Origin of the sequence: Acidipropionibacterium thoenii DSM 20276 (genome assembly GCF_000423445.1) — a bacterium.
Lineage (GTDB): Bacteria > Actinomycetota > Actinomycetes > Propionibacteriales > Propionibacteriaceae > Acidipropionibacterium > Acidipropionibacterium thoenii.
In genome coordinates this window covers 42,117-64,105 of sequence record NZ_AUHZ01000009.1, presented here as the reverse complement: position 1 = coordinate 64,105, position 21,989 = coordinate 42,117, and the positions used below count along the sequence as shown (strand labels likewise).

Here is a 21,989-nt window from a genome sequence, read left to right as displayed (position 1 = left end):
TGATATACCGACAATCATGTGCCATGGTGGATCAGCCCTCGCCCGGATTATTCGCGAGATACGGGCCGGTATTGCCCTCAATATCGGCGTCGACACCGTGGGAAGCATTTCCTATGCGTTACTTCCGGCGCTCACCGGAATGCTGGTGGATGATGTTCTGATCCACCATCGGGTCAGCCTGATGAGCATTGCCATGAAATATCTGGTGCTGCTGCTCGTGGGACTTCTCTGTGAGATCGTGGCGCAGTTGATCTGGTGGCGGGTCTCCGTGCGATTCGACCGCTCCGCCAAGCAGCAGTACTTCCTGGCGTTCCTGGGTCAGCCACCGGAGGACTGGCACAGTGCTGAGGGCGCTGGCGCCGAACTCTCGCAGGTCACCAACAACGTCACCAAACTCGAGCAGGACTATCTGACTCCGCTGGTCGCCATCGTCAAGGACTGCATCGCGATGCTGGTCTACGGCGTGGTCCTGGCCTGGTACACCAGTCCCCTGATCGCAGTCACGATCTTCGCGATGTCCCTGGTCGCCCTGGCGGTCCCCCGGCCGTTCCGGACCCGGCTGTCAGCAGCAGCCAGCCGGTACTACTCGGTGCTGCAGGACTACACGACCCGCATCGAGGAGTTCCTGCGCGCTCGTCTGCAGATCCCACCGCGGGCACAATCGGCCTTCGCCAGCACGCACTGGAGCCAGGCCAGCAGCGTTGCCCGGGCCAGATTCGGCTACGGCAGACGCAAGACCATTGCCGACGGAGCATCGGGAACCTGTACCGAGCTGGTGTACTTCCTGTCCTTCGTGGTGGCTGGCGCCGCCTGCCTCCGGGGCCAGATATCCGTGGGTGCGGTGGCGGCGACCCTGGGCTACGCCAAGGCTTTCCTCTCCCCGCTGGGCGATGTGCTCTACAGCATCAACGCCATCCACTCCACCGATGAGATCAGGGCCCAGTTCGAGACGGTGGCCGGGAAGGTCTCCTGGCGGCCGTCGATCGACGCGGGGGTCGGCAGGTTACGGTGCCGGGAGGTGCCAGTCCAGGGAGTGTCGGTGAGGACCGGCGGCCGCTCCCCCGATTCCTCGGTCTCGTCCGAGGACAGTGGCCTGGTTCTTCCCCGGCTCAGCCTGGCCCCCGGCGACAGGGTGCTGCTGTGCGGGCCGTCCGGTTCGGGCAAGACCACACTTCTCAAGTCGATCTACTTCTCCCCGGCTGACAGCGGCGTCGTCACCGTGGCCGGTGGCACGCTCGCCGATCCCCGCGACGCCGTCTTCTACTCCGGTGACGGCTCCCCGGTCTTCCACTCCTCATTCCGCGACAATGCGACCTACTACGGGGCCTTCGACTGGGATGAGGCGCTGCTGACTCGGCTGTCGGGTGGCACCGGGTTCTATCAGAGGCTGGCAGGGCTGCCGGACATCACGGTGGCCTCGAGGGGCGAGAGGCAGTTCACCCTGCTGGCACGGGGGTTGCTGTCGGGGTCATCGGTCTACCTTCTCGATGAGGCCATCTCGGCCATCGACGTGGACACCGCGGTGGCACTGCTGGACTCCTTCCTGGAGCTGACGGCAGGCGCGTCGGTGGTGCTGGTGAGCCACCATGCGGAGCTGCTGGGCCTGGCCGGCTGGCGACGGATCGAGGTGTCGCCGGACCACGCCGGCGTCGGCGGATCAGTCGTTGATGTCTCGGACCGGCGGGCGAAGCGGTAACGTTGAGCCCGTCCATATACCCCCTGCGGGTATGAAGAGAAGGGTTCTCAACATCGTGTCCGACCATGGGGAGTCATTGGCGCACGAGCACGGCGGTCATGGCGTCTCACGGCGTCGCCTGACGGCTGCCCTGGCGGTGACCGTCGTCGTGCTGGTCGTCGAGCTGGTCGGAGCGGTGGTGACCGGGTCGCTGGCATTGGCAGCCGACGCCGGGCACATGGCCGTCGACTCCACCGGTCTGGTGATCGCCCTGATCGCCACGGTGCTGATGGCCAGGCCGCGCGATGACCGGCACACCTGGGGGTGGGAACGGTCCGAGGTGATCGCCGCCGCCCTGCAGGCCGGAATGCTGCTCATCATCTGCCTGCTGGTCGCCTGGGAGGCCGTCCAGAAGCTGCTGTCCCCGACACCGGTGGATGCCGGTGCGATGCTGGCGATCGGCGTCATCGGGCTGGTGGCCAATGCCGTGTCGCTTCTGATTCTCTCGGGCGGGCGCGGAGACTCCCTCAACATGCGGGCGGCCTTCCTGGAGGTCGCCAATGACGCGCTGGGATCGCTGGCCGTGATCGTCGCAGCGACAGTCGCGGTGACCACCGGTTGGCACTACGGCGACGCCGTGGCCGCCCTGTTCATCGCAGCCCTGATGGCCCCGCGGGCGGCGATCCTGTTGCGTCGTTCGCTGCGGATCCTCATGGAGGAGACGCCGGAGGGGCTTGAGCTCTCGGAGGTCCGTGAGCACATCCTCTCGGTGCCCGGGATCAACGACGTCCATGACCTGCACGTCACCACCATCTCCACCGGCAATGTGGCCCTGACCGCTCACGTCACCGTGAGCGCGCAGATCGACGAGCACTCGCGTGTCCAGATGGTCCACAGCCTCCAGCAGTGCGTGGCCTCCCACTTCCCGGTGGCTGTCACGCACTCGACCTTCCAGGTCGACTCCCCCGAGCATCGCGACCACGAGCATCTTCGCCACTGAGGACTCGGGCGGGCGTCGGTAGGCTCACGGGCGTGAATCACCTGGGAACCATCACTCTGGCCACCGACCGCCTGGTGCTGCGGCGGCTGTCCGTCGATGATGCCCAGGAGATGTACGACAACTGGGCGTCCGATCCGCAGGTGACCCGGCATCTGGGCTGGCTCGCCCATCCCGACGTGGATGAGTCCAGATCAGTGCTCACCGACTGGACATCCCACTACCTCGAGCCCGACTGGTACGCCTGGGGCGTCACTCTGAGAGACTCCGGCGTGCTGATCGGCACCATCAACGTGGTCGCGTTGGTGAGAGCCGCCGCCCTCTTCCAGATCGGATACTGCTACGGACGCCAGTGGTGGGGCCAGGGTCTGGCCACTGAGGCACTTCGAGCCGTCACCGATTTCCTCATCGGTCAGGTCGGAGCCCACAAGGTGGAATCGGTCCACGACCCCCGCAATCCCGCCTCCGGACGGGTCATGACGAAGGCAGGGCTGCGCCAGGAGGGCATCAGACGCCAGGCTCACCACTCCTCCCTGGGGATCTGCGACTCCTGCTATCACGGCATCCTTGCGACGGAATGGCGAGCGGCCCAGCCTGACTGAGGAGCTTCAGCTGCACGTCACGGTGGCTACTGTCCGGGCAGTCGGTGGGTGTGGCCGTTGACCACGGCGAAGCGCATTCCGGTCGGTGAGGTCCACAGGTAGAGGCCCTGGGCGGGTTGCTCGACAGTCCAGGCGCCGTTGGTCTTGGCGCGGTGCTCGGATCGGGAGAGCGGACCGAGGTTGGAGGTCCGGGTCTGGCCCGGCGGGGCCGGGCTGCCGGGCCTGAACGGCTCGGTGTGATCCAGGTCGCATCCCCACGACCTGCGTGACGAGTACGGGAACACCGAGGTGTCCTCCCGCAGCTGCATCTGCATCCTCATCCGGGTGGGGATCTGATACCCGTCGAAGGTGAGGTCCTGATTGAGGTCGATGACCGGGACCACCCGGATCCTGAAGTGCCCCAGCAGGTCAGCCAGCTGGGGCAGCAGCACAGGTCCGACGTCCCCGCCCCGAGTGGCGACCTGGGCGAGGCTTCCGGCCCACGTCGTGGGGTCGAGATCCTCTGCGCTGATGTGAACCATCACATCGGCCAGCGGCAGCACCGGTGCCGGACTCGCGGTCGACAGGCCACCGGCTCCTTCGGGGAGGTAAGGGGTGGCGATCATCTCCAGGGCCTTGGCCCTCAGGAAGGGCAACGCCTCCTGGGCGCCCTCCGCAATGAGATGATCGGCCAGCCGGCCCAGCGAGTCCTCCAGGTGCAGCGCCGCTGCGGTGGCGATCCTGGCGATCACCATGGAGGTGGAGTCACCGTTGTGCCTGATCGAGACATACCTCTCGTCATGGGCCGCCTTGGCCTTCCTGAGCGCCAGGGCCTTGTCGGCGGTGACGATGTATCCCCTGGCCCTCTTCTCGATCATGCCGAATCCCAGACCCGAACCCCAGTGACGAGACAGCTTTCGGTCCACCTCCAGAGCCGCCTCCAGGGAGAGCTCCCGGCAGGCTGTCACGATCCTGCGTGCCTGCCACACCTCCACCTGCAGATCCTGGACCTGCTGCCACATCAGCGGGTGACGGGAGCGCAGGTTCGCGGCGCCATGCACCAGCATCCAGGCCGCCGGCTCGGAGACTCCCAGGGCAGCCGCGACCTCAAGGGTCACGAACTGACCCACCTCTCCAGCACCAGCAGCCCCGGCCGGGACATGACGCTCGGCGACGGGATGCCCGATGTCCAGCTCTTCAGGAATCGGCCAGATATCAATCATCTCCAGCACCGCGTGGATTTTCTCCACCTCGGCCCGCCGAACAGCTATCTGCGCGTCGGCCAGTCTTTGCCTGGCCGACCGCGCAGCGATTCCTCCTGCCCAGTCATCGAGGGGTTCGGTTTCCATGTATCAATTGAACCAGGCAGCACTGACACTTTTTCCGCCGGAATCCCGCCGATCTCATGATCTGGACAATTCCCCGCAGCAATTATCCCGCACCAATTATTCAGAGCAACCGGTGGCCGGCGAGCTCACCTCACCACTGACCGACGACACCGGGGTGCAGGTCCTCGGCCGGGGGCTCCCAGACCGCCGCGTCGGCGTCGCGCTGATCCCCGGAGCGGATGTCCTTGACCTGGTCGGAGCCGACCTTGCCGACAACTCCCGGGAACCACACGAAGGGGATCCCGCGCCGGTCTGCATGCTTGATCTGCTTGCCGTACTTGTCGGCCCTCGGTGCCACCTCGCAGGCGATTCCACGGGTCCGCAGGGAACGTGCGACAGCCTCGGAGACCCCGCGCTCCTCCTCGGTGTTGACCGCCACCAGCACCGCGCTGGGGACCGCGCGGGTGGAACCGAGCTGCCCCTTGGAGATCACCGGTGCCAGCAGCCGGGTCAGTCCCAGCGAGATCCCGACGCCGGGGTAGGTGTGCTTGCCGTCGGAGGCCAGCGAGTCGTAGCGCCCGCCGGACGACACCGAACCCATCGACTCGTGGCCGACCAGTTCGGTCTCGTAGACGGTGCCGGTGTAGTAGTCCAGTCCGCGGGCGATCTTGAGGTCGGCGACCATCCGGCCGGGCACCACCTTGTTGACCGCGGTGACGACCCGGTCGAGAGAGTCCAGCCCCTCCTCGAGCATCTCGTTGGCCACCCCGAGCTCGCGCACCTGATCGATGAAGGAGTGGTCGGCAGCGGAGATCCCTGCCAGTGCCACACACTTGTCGGCCTGCTCGGTGCTCAACCCCAGCTCATCGGTGAGCAGCTCGTGGACCGCCTCGGGACCGATCTTGTCGTACTTGTCGACCCGCTGCAGCACTGCGGCGGGCTCCTCGATGCCCAGCCCCCGGTAGAACCCCTCCGAGAGCTTGCGGTTGTTGACATGCATCAGTACCGGCGGGAAGCCCAGCTCCACGTGCAGCCTCTCGAGAGCCTTCAGCATCACCAGCGGGGCCTCGACGTCGTGGTGCTCGGCCAGCGTCTCGGAGCCGACGATGTCGATGTCGGCCTGGGTGAACTCCCGGTAGCGGCCCTCCTGGGGCCGCTCGCCACGCCAGACCTTCTGGATCTGGTAGCGCCGGAAGGGGAAGTCCAGGTGACCGGCATTCTCCAGCACGTAACGGGCGAACGGCACCGTGAGGTCGAAGTGCAGGCCGAGCTGGTCCTTGTCCTTGTGGGAGTCGTGCTCATCGGCCTGCAGCCGGGAGACGACGTAGACCTCCTTGTCGATCTCACCCTTGCGGGTCAGCGACTCCATGGTCTCCACCGCGCGAGTGGTCACCGGGGCGAATCCGTGCAGCTCGAAGGTGTCCTCAAGAATCCGGACGACATGGTTCTCCACCATCTGCCCCTGCGGCAGGAACTCGGGAAAACCGGACAGCGGCTTGAGGCGGGACATCAATGATTCCTTCGGGTCTTGTGACGGACTGGGCTGGTTCTCAACTGAGCTGGTCGATCCGCCGAGTCGCTCGGCCGATCTGATGAATGTCTACACGGTGCAGCAGACGAGACGCAGGGCGTCTCAGCCCAGCCCCTGGAGATAGGGATTGGTCTGGCGCTCGTAGGCCATCGTGGTGGCCGGGCCATGGCCGGGCAGCAGCTGGCTGGCATCATCCAGCCCGGCGACGACCTCGGCCAGACTGTGAGCCATCACGGTGGCATCGCCACCGGGCAGGTCGGTGCGTCCGATGGAACCCGCGAAGACGACATCACCGGACATCACGATCGGTCCGTACTCCTGGTCGACGAACCGGATCATCGAGCACCCCGGGGTGTGGCCGGGGGCGTGCATGAACTCGAGGTCGAATCCGGCCACGTCGTGATGGGAGTCGGGTTCGACGTCGACCACCTCGTCGGGCTCCTCCAGATGCGTGCTGCCGTAGAACTGCTCGAGCAGCGGCGCGGCCTCGGCCATCAGCCCGGCCATCGGATCCGAGAGCAGGTGACGATCGGCAACCGGGCACAGCACCGGCACCTGATACTCACCGCTCACCTCGCGGGCCGAGCCGATGTGGTCGACGTGGCCGTGGGTGGCAGCCACTGCGACCGGCCTCAGATCATGCTCGGTGAGGCCTTGCGAGAGCATCTCCATGGCCCCCATTCCGGGGTCGACGATGACACAGTCGGACCCGGGGCCGGCCGCCAGCAGGTAGCAATTGGCCTGCCACGGGCCGGTTGCGAAGGAGGCGATGAACACAACAGCCACCATATCGGGCAAGATGGCCCTTATGAGTCAGGTAGCAGGTCCGCAGTCATTCGGTCGGGTCGACGAGGACGGGACCGTCTATGTCCGTACCCCTGAGGGGGAACGGGCTGTTGGACAGGTCCCCGATGCCACGGGCGAGGAGGCCCTGGAGTTCTTCGTCAGACGGTTCCAGTCCCTGGAGACGGAGGTGGATCTGCTGGAGTCCCGGCTGAAGTCGGGGCGGCTGTCCCCCCACAATGCCCAGCAGGCCGCCGGGAAGTTGCACTCCTCGATCCTGCAGGCCAATGCGGTCGGCGATCTGGCCGCCCTGGCGGCGCGGTTGGACGCGCTGACTCCCGACATCGAGGCCAAGGCCGCCTCTCAGCGCGAGGAGAAGGCCGATGCCCAGGCCAAGGCCCGCCAGGCCAAGGAGGGCATGGTCTCCGAGGCGGAGAAGATCTCCGCCGGCACCGACTGGCGCGGCGGCGTCACCAAGTTCCGCAACCTGCTCGATGAGTGGAAGAAGCTTCCGCGGATCGACAAGACCACCGACGACGAGCTGTGGCACCGATTCTCCACCGCCCGCACCACCTACACCCGACGCCGCAAGGCCCAGTTCGCCGAGCAGAACGCCAAGCGGGAGGAGGCCCGCAAGGTCAAGGAGGCGATCATCGCCGAGGCCGCCCCGCTGGCCACCTCCACCGAATGGGGCCCCACCGCCCGCGACTTCCGCGATCTGATGGCCCGTTGGAAGGCGGCCGGCCCGGCCCCCCGGGAGGTCGACGACAAACTGTGGAAGCAGTTCCGCAAGATCCAGGACACCTTCTTCGACGCCCGCACCGCGGCCATGAGCGAGCTGGACGAGGAGTTCAAGGGCAACCTGGATGCCAAGGTGAAGCTGCTGGACGAGGCCGAGAAGCAGATCCTGCCGATCAGCGATGTCAGCGCCGCCAAGGAGCAGTTCCGGACCTTCCTCGATCAGTTCAACGAACTCGGCAAGGTGCCGCGCGACGCGATCCGCCGGATCGACTCCCGCCTGCGCTCCCTGGAGGAGAAGGTCCACTCCGCCGAGCAGGCGGAGTGGAAGCGCACCGATCCGCAGGCGCGGGAGCGTGCCGAGGAGACCGTCGCGATGCTCCAGGGTCAGATCGACAAGCTCACCGCCGATGCCCAGAAGGCCGAGGCGGCCGGTAAGACCACCGACGCCGCGAAGGCACGCGAGTCGATCGGCACCTACCAGACCTGGCTCGATCAGGCCCGCAAGACCCTCGACGACTTCAGCGCCTGAGAGCTCGCCGATTCATTTCCCGGCGATCAAGGCCTTCAGCGCCGCCACGTCATCGGCCATCTCGATGACGTGGCGTGGCCGGTCCTCCAACCCGATGAACCTCTCCGGGCGCTCCGGAAGGCGTCCGGTGGCCTCCTGAATGGTGGCTGAGAACTTCACCGGTAGCGCGGTCTCCAGCACGATCATCGGCACCCCGGGCTGCACGTGACGCCTGGCGACGGTCACCGCGTCGGCGGTGTGCGGATCGATCAGGACCCCGTCGCGGCGATCCACATCTGCGATCGCGGCCAGCCGATCGGCATGGCTCGAGGAACCGGAGACGAACCCGAACCGCTGCCTGATGGAGGCGAACTCCGGGGTTCCTGACAGGTCGAACTCGCCGTCATTGGCGAGCCTGTCGCCGAACAGTTCCCGGACCCTCGCGGAGTCCCGGCCGACCAGATCGAAGACGAACCTCTCGAAGTTCGAGGCCTTCGAGATGTCCATGCTGGGCGAGGAGGTCGCCAGCGTCTCAGCTGCCGACCGGATCCGGTAGACCCCGGTGCTGAAGAACTCGTCGAGGACATTGTTCTCATTGGTGGCCAGCACCAGGGTGTCGATCGGCAGCCCCATCATCCGTGCCACATGGCCCGCCATGATGTCGCCGAAGTTGCCGGTGGGCACCGCGAAGGACACCGGCCCGCCGTCACGGGAGACCCGGAGCCAGGAGGCGACGTAGTAGACCACCTGGGCGACCAGTCGGGCCCAGTTGATCGAGTTGACCGCGCCGATCTCGTGGCGGTGCTTGAAGTACAGGTCGGCCGAGACCTCCTTGACCAGATCCTGGCAGTCGTCGAAGACGCCGTCGACGGCGATGTTGACGATCGACGGGTCGTCCAGGCTGAACATCTGGGCCTGCTGGAAGGGAGTCATCCGACCGGCCGGCGTCAGCATGAAGACCCGGATGCCGGTGCGTCCACGCATCGCGTACTCGGCGGCCGATCCGGTGTCCCCGCTGGTGGCGCCGAGGATGGTGAGGCCGCGTTCGCGGCGGGCCAGTTCGAACTCGAAGAGCCGCCCCAGCAGCTGCATGGCGATGTCCTTGAAGGCCGCCGTCGGGCCACCTGACAGGTGGGCGAGCCACAGCCCGCCATCCAGTTCGTCGACCGGGACGACCTGAGGGCTGGAGAACACCTCCGGGCTGTAGGCCGACTCGCAGATCCGCGTCAGGTCGGCGGGGTCGATGTCGTCGATGTAGAGCGACAGCACCGCCTGGGCCAGCGCCGGGTAGCCCTCGTCGTCCAGTATCTCGCGCCAGCTCTGCAGGATCGTCGCGTCGACCTGCGGGTAGCTGTCGGGGAGGTAGAGCCCACCGTCCGGGGCGAGCCCCTCCAGCAGGATGTCCCAGAATCCGGGGTGGGGGTCGTCGGGCAGTCCGCGGGTGGAGAGATAACGCACGGATTCCAGCCTAGTGGCAGTCAGGACTTGACCCGGTAGACGTCGTACACCCCTGAGATGCGCCTGATCGACTCCACCAGGTGGCGCAGATGGGTCGGGTCGGGGGACTCGAAGGTCAGCCGCAGCCGGGCCAGATGGTTCTTCGAGGCGCTGACATTGGCCGACAGGATCGAGACCCCCTGCTCGGCGAGGATCCGGGAGGTGTCGAAGAGCAGTCCGGAGCGGTCCAGCCCCTCCACCTGGACGGTGACCAGGTATCCCTCCTCGGGCTCTCCGGCCCACGAGACCGGCACGATCCGTTCGGGGTACTCCAGCAGATGCTTGGCATTGCTGCAATCGGTGCGGTGCACCGAGACGCCATCGGTGCGGGTCACGAATCCCATGATCTGGTCCCCCGGCAGCGGGGTGCAGCAGCGCGCCAGCTTCACCAGCATGTCGGGCTGGCCGTCCACCTCGACCCCGGACTCGCTGTGCTTGCGCGGCCTGCGGGCCGTCACCTCGACAGCGGTGTCCTCCTGCCCCTCGGCGCGGGTCTCCTCGGTGCCCCCGCCCAGGGCGATGAGCCGTTCCACAACCGCCTGCGGCCCCACGTTGTGCTCCCCCACCGCGGCGTACAGCGAGTTGATGTCTGCGAACTTCAGATCGTCGGCGACCGCCGTGAGATACTCCACGGTCAGCAACGACTGGAGATTCAGCCCGCCGTGGCGGATCTGCCGGGCGATGGCGTCCTTGCCGGCCTCGATGGACTCCTCGCGGCGTTCCCGGGTGAAGTGGGCCTTGATCTTGGATCGGGCCCTGGGGCTGGTGACGAAGGTCAGCCAGTCGCGACTCGGCCCGGCATCCGGCGCATGGGAGGTGAGCACGTCGACCATGTCGCCATTGGTCAGCTGGGTGTCCAGGGGCACCAGTTTGCCGTTGATCCGGGCGCCGATGCAGTGGTGCCCGACCTCGGTGTGCACCGCGTAGGCGAAGTCGACCGGCGTCGCCCCCTGTGGCAGCGACATCACATCGCCCTTGGGAGTGAAGACGTAGACCTCGGTGGAGTTGATCTCGAAGCGCAGCGAGTCGAGGAACTCGCCGGGATCCGACTCCTCCCTGGACCACTGGTTGAGGCTGCGCACCCACGACAGCTCGGTGCCGTCGGCCTGCACCCCCTTGGCCACCGAGTTGGGGTTCTCCTTGTACTTCCAGTGCGCCGCGACGCCGTACTCGGCACGCCGGTGCATCTCGTGGGTGCGGATCTGCAGCTCCACCGGGCGCCCGCCGGGGCCCAGCACGGTGGTGTGCAGGGACTGGTACATGTTGTACTTCGGCATCGCGATGTAGTCCTTGAACCGGCCGGGCAGCGGGTTCCAGCGCACGTGCATCACCCCCAGGGCGGCATAGCAGTCGCGCGAGGTGTCGACCAGGATCCGCAGCCCCACCAGGTCGTAGATGTCGGAGAAGTCGCGGCCCCGCACCACCATCTTCTGGTAGATCGAGTAGTAGTGCTTCGGACGCCCGTAGACGGTGGCCTTGATACCGGCCTCGGCCAGATCCTGGCGGACGATCTCGATGACCTCGGTGAGCTGCTTCTCCCGTTGCGGGGCCTGCTCGGCGACCAGGTGAACGATCTCGTCGTAGACCTTGGGCTGGGTGGTGGAGAAGGCCAGGTCCTCCAGCTCCCACTTGACCGCGTTCATGCCCAGTCGATGGGCCAGCGGCGCGAAGATCTCCAGGGTCTCCTGGGCGATCCGGTTCTGCTTGTCGGGGCGCAGGAAGCCGATGGTGCGCATATTGTGCAGCCGGTCGGCGAGCTTGATCACCAGCACCCGGATGTCGCGGCTCATCGCGATGACCATCTTGCGGATCGTCTCGGCCTTGGCCGAGGAGCCGTACTGCACCTTGTCCAGCTTGGTGACGCCATCGACCAGCAGGGCGACCTCCTGGCCGAAGTCGGCGGTGAGCTGCTCCATCGTGTAGGAGGTGTCCTCCACGGTGTCGTGCAGCAACCCGGCGCACAGCGTCTGGTCGTCCATCCCCAGCTCGGCCAGGATCATCGCGACCGCCAGCGGATGGGTGATGTAGGGATCCCCCGACTTCCGGGTCTGGCCCCGGTGGTAGTGGTCGGCGGTCTCATAGGCCCGTTCCAGCAGTCCGACATCGGCATTGGCGTGGGAGGCCAGCACGGTCGACATCAGCGGGTCGAGGACGGCCTGCACCGGCGGCTTGGGGGCCCGCCAACGCACGATCCTCTCGCGCATCCCCATCCGCGGCTGGGGGGTCGGCTGGACCTGGGCCTGCGGCTTTCCGGGCGCCCCGCTGCGAGCCCCGTAGGGCCCGTAGACGCTCTCCTCAGCCACGATCGACCTCCCTGACCATCCTGCCTGACCTGCTCTCGGGTCCGGGCTGGCCGCCAGTCTAGTGCCACCCTCCTCAGCTGTGCGGCGGCTGAGGGGCGCCGCGCCGCCGGGTCAGCGCTCGGCGAACCACGATCACCGAGTCGCCGGTCTCCAACTTGTCGAGCATCGGGTCGTAGAAGTTCCGCAGCGTGCCATTGCGCACCACCGCCAGCACCCGCTCGTTGACGATATCGGCCGGCCGGGCGCCGACCTCGTTGGCACTGACCATCCGCTGGATGACCTCCATGCCGTGGGCGCTGGAGATGAGGTCGTCGACGACCTCGCCGACATGCGGGTTCACGGTGGTCAACCCGAGCAGCCGGCCGACCGCATCGGCCGAGGTGACCACCGCATTGGCCCCGGACTCGCGCAGCAGCGAGAGATTCTCCTCCTCGCGGCCGGCCACCACGATGTGGCAGCGGGCGTTGAGCTGGCGGACGGTCAGGGTGGTGAGGATGGCGGTGTCATCGCGAGGCAGCGTGATGATGACCTCACGGGCCTTGGCCACCTCGGCCCGACGCAACAGGTCTCGACGGGTGGCGTCTCCCTCGAAGGCCGCCAGGCCGTGCCGGTTGGCCTCGGCGATCGCGGTGGACTTGGCATCGATGACGACGATCCGGTCCAACGGCACGTCGTGAGCCATCAATGTGGCGATCGCGGAGCGACCCTTGGTGCCGTATCCGATGACGACGGTGTGATTGCGCATATGCCTTCTCCAGCTCGCGTCCCGCAGTCCCCGGCGGCCCTCATTGGCGAGCACCTCCAGGGTGGCGCCCACCAACAGCACCAGGAAGCCGATCCTCAACGGTGTGATGACCACGGCACTGATCAGCCGTGCCGAGGGGGTCAGCGGAGTGATGTCCCCGTAGCCGGTGGTGGTCACGGTGACCGTCGAGTAGTACAGCGCGTCGACGAAACCGATCGGGGTGTGGGTGACGTTGTCGATGTAGGAACCACGATCGAAGTAGACGATCGCGGTGCTCACCACCATCAGCATGAACGCCAGCATCGCCCTCCGGCCCAGCAGGACCAGTGGGCTGTGGGCCTTGAAGGGCAGGTTCACCATCGCGGTACGACGGATCACGCGTCCGGTGCTGTCCGCCATCTGCTCCTCGGCCATCGGGTCCCCGTTCAGCCCTGTCAGGACTGGACTGACGCCTTCAGGACTGCGTCAACCTGGTCGACCCCGTGCTCGGCCAGCATCTGCCGGCCACCCAGTCCCTCGAGCTCCATCAGCACAGCGACGCCGGCCAGCTCGACGTCGAGGTCCTGCAGCAGACCTGCGGTGGCGGCCAGAGTGCCGCCGGTGGCCAGGATGTCATCGACGATCATCACCCGGGAACCGGCCGGGATGGCATCGCGGTGGATCGTGAGGGTCTCCGAGCCGTACTCCAGGTCGAAACTCTTGGCGAACACCTCGCAGGGCAGCTTGCCGGGTTTGCGGACGGGCACGAAGCCGATCCCCAGAGCCAGCGCCACCGGGGCGGCGAAGACGAATCCGCGCGCCTCGATGCCGACCACCACGTCCAGATCCCGTGATGCCGAGGCCACCAGGGCCTCGATGGCAGCGGCGAACCCGTTCGGGTTGCCGAGCAGCGGGGTGATGTCCTTGAACTCGACTCCCGGCTTGGGGAAGTCCGGCACCGAACGGATCAGGGAGGCGATCAGGTCGGTTCTGCTGAGACTCATTTCTGCCTCGCTGATCGGGAGTTGCGAACCGGCTGGCTCCGGATGGTGGCCGGAAGATCGGTGAGTTCTGTGGATCCGGTCGCGACCGTCTCGGCGCTGACCCGCAGTCCCTCCTCGGCGGCCCTCTCGCGACGTCGCAGCACGGCCTCGGTGTGCTTGCGCACCTCGGGCTCGCGCTCGCGCATCTGGGCCAGCAGCGGGGTGGCGATGAAGATCGAGGAGTAGGCGCCGATGATCATGCCGACGAACAGCGCCAGGCCGAGATCCTCGAGGGGTCCCGAGCCGAGCAGGAAGGCTCCGCCGAACAGCAGCGCCGCCACCGGGAGGACGCCGATGATGGTGGTGTTGATGGATCTCACCAGGACCTGGTTGACAGCGCGGTTGGCGCCCTCGGAGTAGGTGACGTCGGTGCCCGCCAGGCCCGCGGTGTTCTCACGGACCTTGTCGAAGACCACCACCGTGTCGTACAGCGAGTAGCCCAGGATGGTGAGCACCCCGATCAGGGTCGAGGGGGTGACCGTGAAGCCCACCAGGGCGTACACCCCGACGGTGATGACGATGTCATGCAGCATGGCGACGATCGCCGAGACCGACATCCTCCAGTCACGGAAGTAGACCCAGATGAGGATCATCACCAGAGCCAGGAAGACCGCCAAGGCCTGGAGTCCCTTCTGGGTGATCTGGCGTCCCCACTGGCTCCCGACATTGGTGTAGGTGACGGCGTCGGCCTGGGCCCCGGTGACCCTGGCTATCGCCTGGCGCACCGTGGTGGTCTCCGAGGGGCTCAGCGGGCGGGTCTGCACCCGGACATGGCCGGTACCGACCGTGACCACCTCGGTGCCGTCCAGATCACCGGGCCCCGATGAGACAACGGCCTGGCGCACCGTGTCGATGGTGCTGGAGTTCACTGCCACCGGAGCATTGAAGGCGACACCGCCGCGGAAGTCGATGCCCAGGTTCAGCCCGCGGACCAACAAGCCGCCGACCGAGATGAGGATCATCACTGCCGACAGGATGTACCAGACCTTGCGGCGTCCCACGAAAGAGTAGGAGATCGCGCCGGTGTACAGCGCATGGGCGAAGCCCGTCCTCGCGGGCGTCCTCGGCGTCTCTGGCAGTTCAGCCATCTCAGGCCTCCTCTCGTACGTGGTGGGCCCGGCGTCCCAGCAGCTGGGCCTCGGTGACTCCCATGTGCTGGGGCTCCAGCCCCGAGCCGGTGCGCCCGGTACCCCAGAACCTGGTGCCGCCGAGCAGCAGCACGATCGGATGGGTGAAGAAGAAGCAGATCAACAGGTCGATCACGGTGGTCAGGCCCAGGGTGAAGGCGAAGCCTCGCACCTGGTCGACCGACAGGATGAACAGGATGACGGCCGAGAGCAACTGCACGCCATCGGCCATCGCGATGGTGCCGCGCGCCTTGCGCCAACCGGTCTGAAGGGAGGTGCGCAGGGTGCGGCCCTCCCGGATCTCATCGCGGATCCGTTCGAAGTAGATGATGAAGGAGTCGGCGGTGATGCCGATCGCCACGATGGCACCGGCGATGCCGGCCAGCGAGAGGGTGAATCCCATCGCCTCCCCCAGCAGCACCATGGCGGCGTAGCTGAAGGCACCGGCGATCACCAGCGAGCTGATCACCACCAGCCCCAGACCCCGGTAGTAGAGGATGCAGTAGCCGGCCACCAGGACCAGGCCGATCAGGCCGGCTATCAGGCCGACCCTCAACTGCTCACCTCCCAGAGTGGGGGAGACGGTGTCCACGCTGGAGGCCGTGAAGGACAGCGGAAGGGCACCGTACTTGAGGATATTGGCCAGTTCCTCGGCCGAGGACTGGGTGAAGTTGCCCGAGATCTCCGCCTGGCCGGTGGTGATCGGGCAGGACGAGCCCTTGGTGCCGTCCAGCTGCGGATTGGAGATCACCTTGCCGTCCAGGACCACCGCGAACTGGTTCTGCGGGCTCTGCTGGGAGCACAGGAAGGTGGTGGCGGTACCGAAGCTGGTGGCCCCGATCGAGTTGAAGGTCAGGTTGACGACATAGGCCACGTTGCCCTGCGGGATACCGGAGGTGGCCTTGGTGACCAGGGTTCCGGGCAGCGCCACCGGGGAGAGCAGGAACTTCATGGTGCCCTCACGATTGCAGGTCACCAACGCGTTCTGATCCTGGGCCTTGACGCTCTGGCCGCACTTGTAATCGGTGAAGGCCTGCTGGTCGGCGGTGCTGGGCTGCCACTGCTGGGCGGCCTTGACCTGCGCCGCCTGGGCCTTGGCGTCCTTGTCGGAGTAGCTGGTGGGGGTGGCACTGGGACTGGCCGAGGCGGCCCCCGCCGAGGCCGAGGCACCGGGACTGGCCGAGGCTGCCCCCGCCGAGGCCGAGGCACTGGGTGTCGGGGTCGGGGTGGCAGGAGCGCTCGGCAGACCGGTCGGAGTATAGGGCCCGGCGGCCGCCTGGACGGCCGCCTCGGCGTAGACGAAGCGGAATCCCAGCTGAGCGGTCTGACCGACCATCTGCAGCAGCCGGTCGGAGTTCACATTGGGGGCCGAGACGACGATATTGCGATCCCCGGAGGTCTTGACCGAGGACTCCCCCACGCCCATCGAGTTGACTCGCTGCTGGATGATGTTGCGAGCCTGTTCCAGGTTGGCCGCCGAGGGTGCCTTGCCGTCGGTGGTCTGGGCCGTCAGGGTGATGGTGGTTCCCCCCTTGAGGTCCAGGCCCAACCGTGGGGACCATGAGTGGGTGAATGCCATCAGCCCGTACATCGCGGCGATGACCACCAGGAAGATGATGAGGGTTCTGCCTGGGTGGGGCTTGTGCTGGGTACTAGCCACGTATCGGAGTCCTTGGTCGGTGATCAGGAGACGCCGGCGGTCGCCGACGCCTCCTGTGGTGGGGTGTCAGGGTGCAGACCGGAGCGTTCCGGCCCGGAGACTACTCCGACGTCTTGGTGTGAGTGGCCGGCACATCGGCCTGCGGGTTGACAGCCTCGGGGGCGACTCCCAGCTCGTCCGCCGGGGAGGCAGACTGGTCGGCAGCGGGCTCGACGGTGCCTGCGACAACCGGGGCAGCGGCCTCATCGGCGAAGGAGAACTCCTCCTCGGAGGGCTCGACGACCTTGCTGATGGCCTGCTTGACGACCACGATCTCCGCTCCGGGAGCCAGCTCGACGATGGCCTGCTTGTCACCGATATGGGTGATGGTGCCGTAGATCCCGCTGGTGAGCATCACCCGGGAGCCCTCGCCCATCGAGTTCTCCATCTGCTGGCGGGCCTCCTTCTGCTTCTTCATGTTGCGGCGAGTGGTGAAGGACATCAACCCCAGGAACAGGATGAGGACGATGACCATCGGCATCAGGCCGCCGAGGCTGGCAAGAAGTGGCATGAAAGATCCCTAACTTGTCTTGGGTGAAGACTGTCGTGGAAGAGGACTGACCCGCACACATGCTACCCGCCCGGGCCCCGATCGTCCTCCGTCGGCAGGCTCAGGCCCGAGGACACCGCCGAATGCACAGGCCGCTGCCAGCCCGGAGCCTGCTCAGAACAGGCCCGCCTCGCTGGCGGAGGCAGTCGTGCTGGAACCGGCCGCACCGAGGGTGTCGGCAGGCGGGGTGAGGCCCAGATGGGCCCAGGCTCTCCCGGTGGCGACCCGGCCCCGCGGAGTGCGCATCAGGAAGCCCAGCCTCACCAGGAAGGGTTCGGCGACCTCCTCGACGGTCTGGGGCTCCTCGCCCACGCTGATCGCCAGGGTCGACAGACCCACCGGTCCGCCACCGAACTTGGCGCAGACGGCGTCCAGCACTGCCCGGTCCAGCCGGTCCAGGCCCAGCGGGTCGACCTCGTAGAGATCCAGTGCGGCGGCGGCCACATCGGGTTGCACCGGACCGGCGCCGATATTGACCTCGGCATAGTCGCGAACCCTGCGCAGCAGCCGGTTGGCGATCCGTGGGGTGCCTCGCGAGCGCCCGGCGATGGTGGCAGCGGTGCGATCGGCCAGGCTCACCCCCAGCACTCCGGCCGAGCGGGTGATGATGGCCTCCAGATCGGCCGGGTCGTAGAACTCCAACTGGGCGGTGAAGCCGAATCGGTCGCGCAGCGGGCCGGGCAGCAGACCGGCACGGGTGGTGGCACCGACCAGGGTGAAGGGTGGGATCTCGATCGGGATGGCGGTGGCCCCGGGACCCTTGCCGACCACCACGTCGACCCGGAAGTCCTCCATCGCCAGGTAGAGCATCTCCTCGGCCGGCTTGGACATCCGGTGGATCTCGTCGAGGAAGAACACCTCGCCGGGCACCAGGGAGGACAGGATCGCCGCCAGGTCCCCGGCGTGCTGGATGGCGGGCCCCGAGGAGATCCTGATCGGCGAGCCCATCTCCGCGGCGATGATCATCGCCAGGGTGGTCTTGCCCAGCCCCGGTGGGCCCGACAGCAGCACATGGTCGGGGGTGGTCTGGCGGGCCCTGGCGGCCTCCAGCACCAGGCCGAGCTGGTCGGACACCCTCGGCTGGCCGCGGAACTCCGCCAGTGCGCCGGGGCGTAGCGCCGCCTCCTCGGCCTTCTCAGGCGGTTCGGCCCAGGGATCGACCGGCGAGTTCTCCATTACCCCTCTTCTCGTCAGGTGTCCTGCAGGTCAGCCTAGTCATCGGCACCGACAGGACCGCCCGGTGTCCAGTACCAGCAGCTTCAGGCCAGACTCCGCAGCGCCGCCTTCATCAGGGTCCCGATCGTCACATCGGGATCCTCCTGGCGCATCGGGGCGACCGACTCGGCAGCCCGCTCCGCGTCGCGGGCCGACCAGCCGAGTCCGGTGAGCCCGTCGACCAATTGCTCGCGCCAGGGTTCGGCGCCGCCGATCGCCGCCGGGGCGGCCGCACCGGGCAGCGAGCCGGAGGAGAACAGCAGGGCGCGGTCCTTGAGTTCCAGGATCAGTTTCGCGGCCCCCTTCTTCCCGATTCCAGGCACCCGGCACAGGGTCGCGGCATCCTCTGCGCCGAGGGCTGCGGCCAGCTGGTCGGCGTCCAGCACCGACAGCATCGCCATCGCGAGTTTCGGGCCGACCCCCGAGGCACTCTGGACCAGCTCGAAGGCGTCACGGTCGGCCGCGGTGGTGAATCCGTGCAGGGTGAGGGAGTCCTCCCGGACCACCAAGGAGGTCGACAGCGACATCGGCTGATCGATCCTGGCCGAGGCGGCGGTGGCCGGCGGGCAGTTGACCTTCAGACCGAACCCGGAGATGTCGAGCACCACCCAGGTGGGCCCGGCGGCCGAGACCGTGCCGTGCAGATGCGAGATCACCGTGCCAGATCCTTCCATGAACGGGGACGCCGCCCACCCAGGGCGGCGCGTTGGGCTGCCGCGGCATCGGCCAGTCGCTGGTCTGCGGCACCTCGCCAGATCTGGCAGATCGCCAGGGCCACCGCGTCGGCGGCGTCGGCAGGTCTGGGCGGCGCGGCCAGGTGCAGCACCCGCGCGACCATCAGCCCGACCTGGGCCTTGTCGGCCCGCCCGGAACCGGAGATCGCGGCCTTGACCTCACTGGGGGTGTGCAGTGCCACCGGCAGCCCGTGCCTGGCCCCCACCACCATCGCCAGTCCGCATGCCTGCGCGGTGCCGGTGACCGTCGAGCGGTTGTGCTGGGCGAAGACCCGCTCGATCGCGACCTGGTCGGGGCGGTAGGTCTGACACCACTCCTCCAGCTCGTTGTGGATCCGCAGCAACCGCCTGGAGGTGTCCTGATCGGCCGGGGTTCGGATCACCCCGACGGCCACCAGGGTCAGCGGGCGGCCGTAGCCGCCCTCGACCATCGCCACCCCGCAACGGGTCAGCCCCGGGTCGACCCCCATCACCCTCAGCAGTCGTCGGTCTGATGAGGTGACCTGACTGGGCCGCTGCACCGGCTGTCCGGTCAGTCCTCGTCCTCGAGCGCAGCCGCCACCTCGGGGGAGACGTCGGCATTCGAGAAGACGTTCTGGACGTCGTCCAGATCGTCGAGAGCATCCAGGATCTTGAACAGTTTGCGGGCGTCGTCGACATCGACAGGCTGCTCGAAGTCGGCTCGGAAGGAGACCTCGGCGGAGTCGTAGTCGATTCCGGCGGCCTGGACGGCCTTGCGGACGTCGACCACCACATTGGGATCGGAGATGATCTCGAAGGAGTCGCCCTCATCGACGATGTCCTCCGGCTCGGCCTCCAGGGTGGCCTCCAGCAGATCGTCCTCGGAGACCTGCTTGGTGATCGTCCTGCGACCGTCCTCGACCTCGTAGTTCTTGGGGACCTCGACGACACCCTTGCGCTGGAACAGCCGCTGCACCGACCCGCCGTCGGCCATCGTCCCGCCGTTACGGGTGACGGCCACCCGGACATCGGAGACGGCGCGGTTGCGGTTGTCGGTGAGGCACTCGATGAGGATGGCGATGCCGGCCGGGCCGTAGGCCTCGTACATGATGGTCTCGTAGGTGACGGCGTCGGAGCCCTCCCCGGAGCCACGCTTGACGGCCCGGTTGATGTTGTCATTGGGGACCGAGTTCCTCTTGGCCTTCTGGATGGCATCGAAGAGGGTCGGGTTGCCCGAGGGATCCCCGCCGCCGACCCGGGCCGAGACCTCGATGCTCTTGATGAGCTTGGCGAACAGCTTGCCGCGCTTGGCGTCGATGGCCGCCTTCTTGTGCTTGGTGGTGGCCCACTTGGAGTGACCGCTCATGGACTCTCCTCCCGATCTGAGAACTTGACTGCTGTGTGGATCAGTCTTGGTTGGTCAGTCTTGCTGCCGTAGCACGACAGTCCAGAACTGGGCGCAGGGCGTGCCCGCGCGAACGACCCTTGAGTTTACACCGGTGCGACGCCGGTCCCCCGCTGTGGAAATGGGGCCGGCCCGGGCTCCGGAGCGCTCAGACCTGGGCGGGCTGGTCGTGACAGACCCGCAGGGCATCGGGAAGTGAGAAGTTGCCCAGGTACAGAGCGGTGCCGACGATGGCCCCCTCCACCCCGATCGGCACCAGGCCGCGCAGTTGGCGCAGATCCTCCAGGGTGGAGACCCCGCCGGAGGCCACCACATGACCCTGGGTGCGGGCGCAGACCTTGCCGAGCAGATCGTAATTGGGCCCGGTGAGCATCCCGTCGCTGTTGACATCGGTGACGACGTAACGGCGGCAGCCCGCCTCCTCCAGCCGGGTCAGCACCTCCAGCAGGTCACCGCCCTCCTGGGTCCAGCCGCGGGCCGCCAACCGGTCACCGCGGACGTCCAACCCGATGGCGACCCGATCGCCGAACTCGGCGACCACCTCGTCGCACCACTGCGGGTGCTCCAGTGCGGCGGTGCCGATGTTGACCCGGGTGGCGCCGGCACCCAGGGCGGCCTCCAGGCTGGCCTGGTCGCGGATTCCCCCGGAGACCTCGACGTTGACGTCCATCTCGCCGACCACTCGACGGATCAGCTCGGTGTTGGAGCCGCGTCCGAAGGCGGCGTCCAGGTCCACCAGGTGGATCCAGTGGGCCCCTTGGGACTGCCACCGGCGGGCCGCATCCAGTGGGTCGCCGAAGACCTTCTCAGAGCCGGCCACCCCCTGCTGCAGCTGGACGGCCTGGCCGTCCTGCACATCGACGGCCGGTAACAGAGTCAGTTCCTGGGTCACGTGCCGACCCTATCAAGGCCGATCGGCCTAGTCGGCCTCCAGCAGGCTCAGCCAGTTGCGCAGCAGCCTGGCGCCTGCCGCCCCCGATTTCTCCGGGTGGAACTGCGTGGAGCACACCGGGCCCAGCTCGGTGGCCGCCACGAACTCGGCCTCCTGGTGGGTGCAGGTGGTGATCCCGCTGTGCGGTGAGTCGGCCAGTACGCCATAGGAGTGCACGAAGTAGAACCTCTGGTCCTCGACACCTGCGAACAGTCGGCTTCCCGGGCAGGGCTCGACGCGGTTCCAGCCCATATGGGGAAGTCTCTCGGCCGGCAGCATGGTTACCGACCCCGGCAGCACGCCCAGGCAGCTGACCGCCTCGCCTCGCTCCTCGCCGTCCTCGAAGAGCATCTGGTGACCGACGCAGATCCCCAGCAGCGGGAGCCCCCTCTCGACCCAGCCGGCCACCAGCTCGTCGCCGCCCATCCTCCGTAGCCCGGCCATGCAGGCGCCCAACGCGCCGACCCCGGGCAGCACCAGCGCGTCGGTGCGGTCCAGCTCGTCCGGATCGCTCGACAGCACCACCTGGGCCCCGGCCACCGACAGCGCCCGGCAGGCGGAGTGCAGATTGCCCGAACCGTGGTCGATGACTCCGACCTTCGCCACTGCGGTCATGGGATACCTCCTGTGAAGTCATGTCCCGACGTGTCGACGGG

At 67.3% G+C, this 21,989-nt stretch carries 20 protein-coding genes; 4 read left to right on the top strand and 16 right to left on the bottom strand.

Translation table 11 applies throughout. The features are described from left to right. The first annotated feature begins 16 nt into the window (after positions 1 to 16). From G554_RS0103945 to G554_RS0103935, 3 genes are read left to right on the top strand one after another with little or no spacing between them, the layout of a single operon-like run. On the top strand, positions 17 to 1,696 hold the full coding sequence (locus G554_RS0103945; protein WP_084648296.1) for an ATP-binding cassette domain-containing protein: 1,680 nt from the start codon (positions 17 to 19) through the stop codon (positions 1,694 to 1,696). A 31-nt stretch (positions 1,697 to 1,727) separates the two neighbouring features. Continuing rightward, positions 1,728 to 2,675, top strand: a complete 948-nt coding sequence (locus tag G554_RS0103940; RefSeq protein ID WP_071162147.1) for a cation diffusion facilitator family transporter — start codon at positions 1,728 to 1,730, stop codon at positions 2,673 to 2,675. 32 nt (positions 2,676 to 2,707) lie between these two features. Continuing rightward, positions 2,708 to 3,274 carry a GNAT family N-acetyltransferase gene (locus G554_RS0103935; protein WP_027586891.1) on the top strand — a complete coding sequence of 189 codons (567 nt, stop codon included), beginning with the start codon at positions 2,708 to 2,710 and terminating at the stop codon, positions 3,272 to 3,274. A 26-nt stretch (positions 3,275 to 3,300) separates the two neighbouring features. On the opposite strand, the gene G554_RS0103930 is transcribed toward G554_RS0103935, so the two are convergent. From G554_RS0103930 to G554_RS0103920, 3 genes are all read right to left on the bottom strand, one after another. Further along, positions 3,301 to 4,602, bottom strand: a complete 1,302-nt coding sequence (locus G554_RS0103930) for a DUF222 domain-containing protein (RefSeq protein WP_084648294.1) — start codon at positions 4,600 to 4,602, stop codon at positions 3,301 to 3,303. Positions 4,603 to 4,732: 130 nt separating this feature from the next. Then, a complete protein-coding gene (gene hisS / locus G554_RS0103925) occupies positions 4,733 to 6,091 on the bottom strand; it encodes a histidine--tRNA ligase (protein ID WP_027586889.1) in 1,359 nt (452 codons plus the stop codon). A 123-nt stretch (positions 6,092 to 6,214) separates the two neighbouring features. Next, entirely contained in the window at positions 6,215 to 6,889 is a 675-nt protein-coding gene (locus G554_RS0103920; RefSeq protein WP_027586888.1) for an MBL fold metallo-hydrolase, read from the bottom strand. Here G554_RS0103920 and G554_RS0103915 point away from each other — a divergent pair. Further along, complete coding sequence (locus tag G554_RS0103915; RefSeq protein WP_027586887.1) at positions 6,882 to 8,165, top strand: DUF349 domain-containing protein; 1,284 nt, start codon at positions 6,882 to 6,884, stop codon at positions 8,163 to 8,165. The two genes, G554_RS0103920 and G554_RS0103915, sit on opposite strands and share 8 nt — an antisense overlap. A 12-nt stretch (positions 8,166 to 8,177) precedes the next feature. On the opposite strand, the gene thrC is transcribed toward G554_RS0103915, so the two are convergent. The 13 genes from thrC to hisH form a co-directional block, all read right to left on the bottom strand. Next, a complete protein-coding gene (gene thrC, locus G554_RS0103910; protein ID WP_027586886.1) occupies positions 8,178 to 9,602 on the bottom strand; it encodes a threonine synthase in 1,425 nt (474 codons plus the stop codon). A 20-nt stretch (positions 9,603 to 9,622) separates the two neighbouring features. Next, positions 9,623 to 11,944, bottom strand: a complete 2,322-nt coding sequence (locus G554_RS0103905) for a RelA/SpoT family protein (protein WP_027586885.1) — start codon at positions 11,942 to 11,944, stop codon at positions 9,623 to 9,625. Positions 11,945 to 12,017: 73 nt separating this feature from the next. Further along, on the bottom strand, positions 12,018 to 13,103 hold the full coding sequence (locus tag G554_RS0103900; protein ID WP_027586884.1) for a potassium channel family protein: 1,086 nt from the start codon (positions 13,101 to 13,103) through the stop codon (positions 12,018 to 12,020). A 20-nt stretch (positions 13,104 to 13,123) separates the two neighbouring features. Then, positions 13,124 to 13,672 (bottom strand): adenine phosphoribosyltransferase, encoded by a 549-nt coding sequence (locus G554_RS0103895; RefSeq protein WP_027586883.1) that lies wholly within the window; start codon positions 13,670 to 13,672, stop codon positions 13,124 to 13,126. Next, complete coding sequence (gene secF, locus G554_RS0103890; protein ID WP_051232389.1) at positions 13,669 to 14,799, bottom strand: protein translocase subunit SecF; 1,131 nt, start codon at positions 14,797 to 14,799, stop codon at positions 13,669 to 13,671. The genes G554_RS0103895 and secF overlap by 4 nt, the downstream gene beginning before the upstream one ends. A gap of 1 nt (position 14,800) precedes the next feature. Next, on the bottom strand, positions 14,801 to 16,456 hold the full coding sequence (gene secD, locus G554_RS0103885) for a protein translocase subunit SecD (RefSeq protein WP_027586881.1): 1,656 nt from the start codon (positions 16,454 to 16,456) through the stop codon (positions 14,801 to 14,803). Positions 16,457 to 16,598: 142 nt separating this feature from the next. Beyond that, entirely contained in the window at positions 16,599 to 17,048 is a 450-nt protein-coding gene (gene yajC / locus G554_RS0103880; protein ID WP_027586880.1) for a preprotein translocase subunit YajC, read from the bottom strand. Positions 17,049 to 17,201: 153 nt separating this feature from the next. After that, positions 17,202 to 18,263 (bottom strand): Holliday junction branch migration DNA helicase RuvB, encoded by a 1,062-nt coding sequence (gene ruvB / locus G554_RS14535; protein WP_051232387.1) that lies wholly within the window; start codon positions 18,261 to 18,263, stop codon positions 17,202 to 17,204. 83 nt (positions 18,264 to 18,346) lie between these two features. Continuing rightward, positions 18,347 to 18,958, bottom strand: a complete 612-nt coding sequence (ruvA, locus tag G554_RS0103870; RefSeq protein ID WP_027586879.1) for a Holliday junction branch migration protein RuvA — start codon at positions 18,956 to 18,958, stop codon at positions 18,347 to 18,349. Then, positions 18,955 to 19,506 carry a crossover junction endodeoxyribonuclease RuvC gene (gene ruvC, locus G554_RS0103865; protein WP_027586878.1) on the bottom strand — a complete coding sequence of 184 codons (552 nt, stop codon included), beginning with the start codon at positions 19,504 to 19,506 and terminating at the stop codon, positions 18,955 to 18,957. Before ruvC ends, ruvA begins: the two co-directional genes overlap by 4 nt. A 62-nt stretch (positions 19,507 to 19,568) precedes the next feature. Next, positions 19,569 to 20,363, bottom strand: a complete 795-nt coding sequence (locus G554_RS0103860; protein ID WP_027586877.1) for a YebC/PmpR family DNA-binding transcriptional regulator — start codon at positions 20,361 to 20,363, stop codon at positions 19,569 to 19,571. Between the two features lie 187 nt (positions 20,364 to 20,550). Continuing rightward, entirely contained in the window at positions 20,551 to 21,294 is a 744-nt protein-coding gene (priA, locus tag G554_RS0103855; RefSeq protein WP_027586876.1) for a bifunctional 1-(5-phosphoribosyl)-5-((5-phosphoribosylamino)methylideneamino)imidazole-4-carboxamide isomerase/phosphoribosylanthranilate isomerase PriA, read from the bottom strand. Between the two features lie 27 nt (positions 21,295 to 21,321). Continuing rightward, a complete protein-coding gene (gene hisH, locus G554_RS0103850) occupies positions 21,322 to 21,948 on the bottom strand; it encodes an imidazole glycerol phosphate synthase subunit HisH (RefSeq protein WP_036924496.1) in 627 nt (208 codons plus the stop codon). Positions 21,949 to 21,989: the final 41 nt, after the last annotated feature.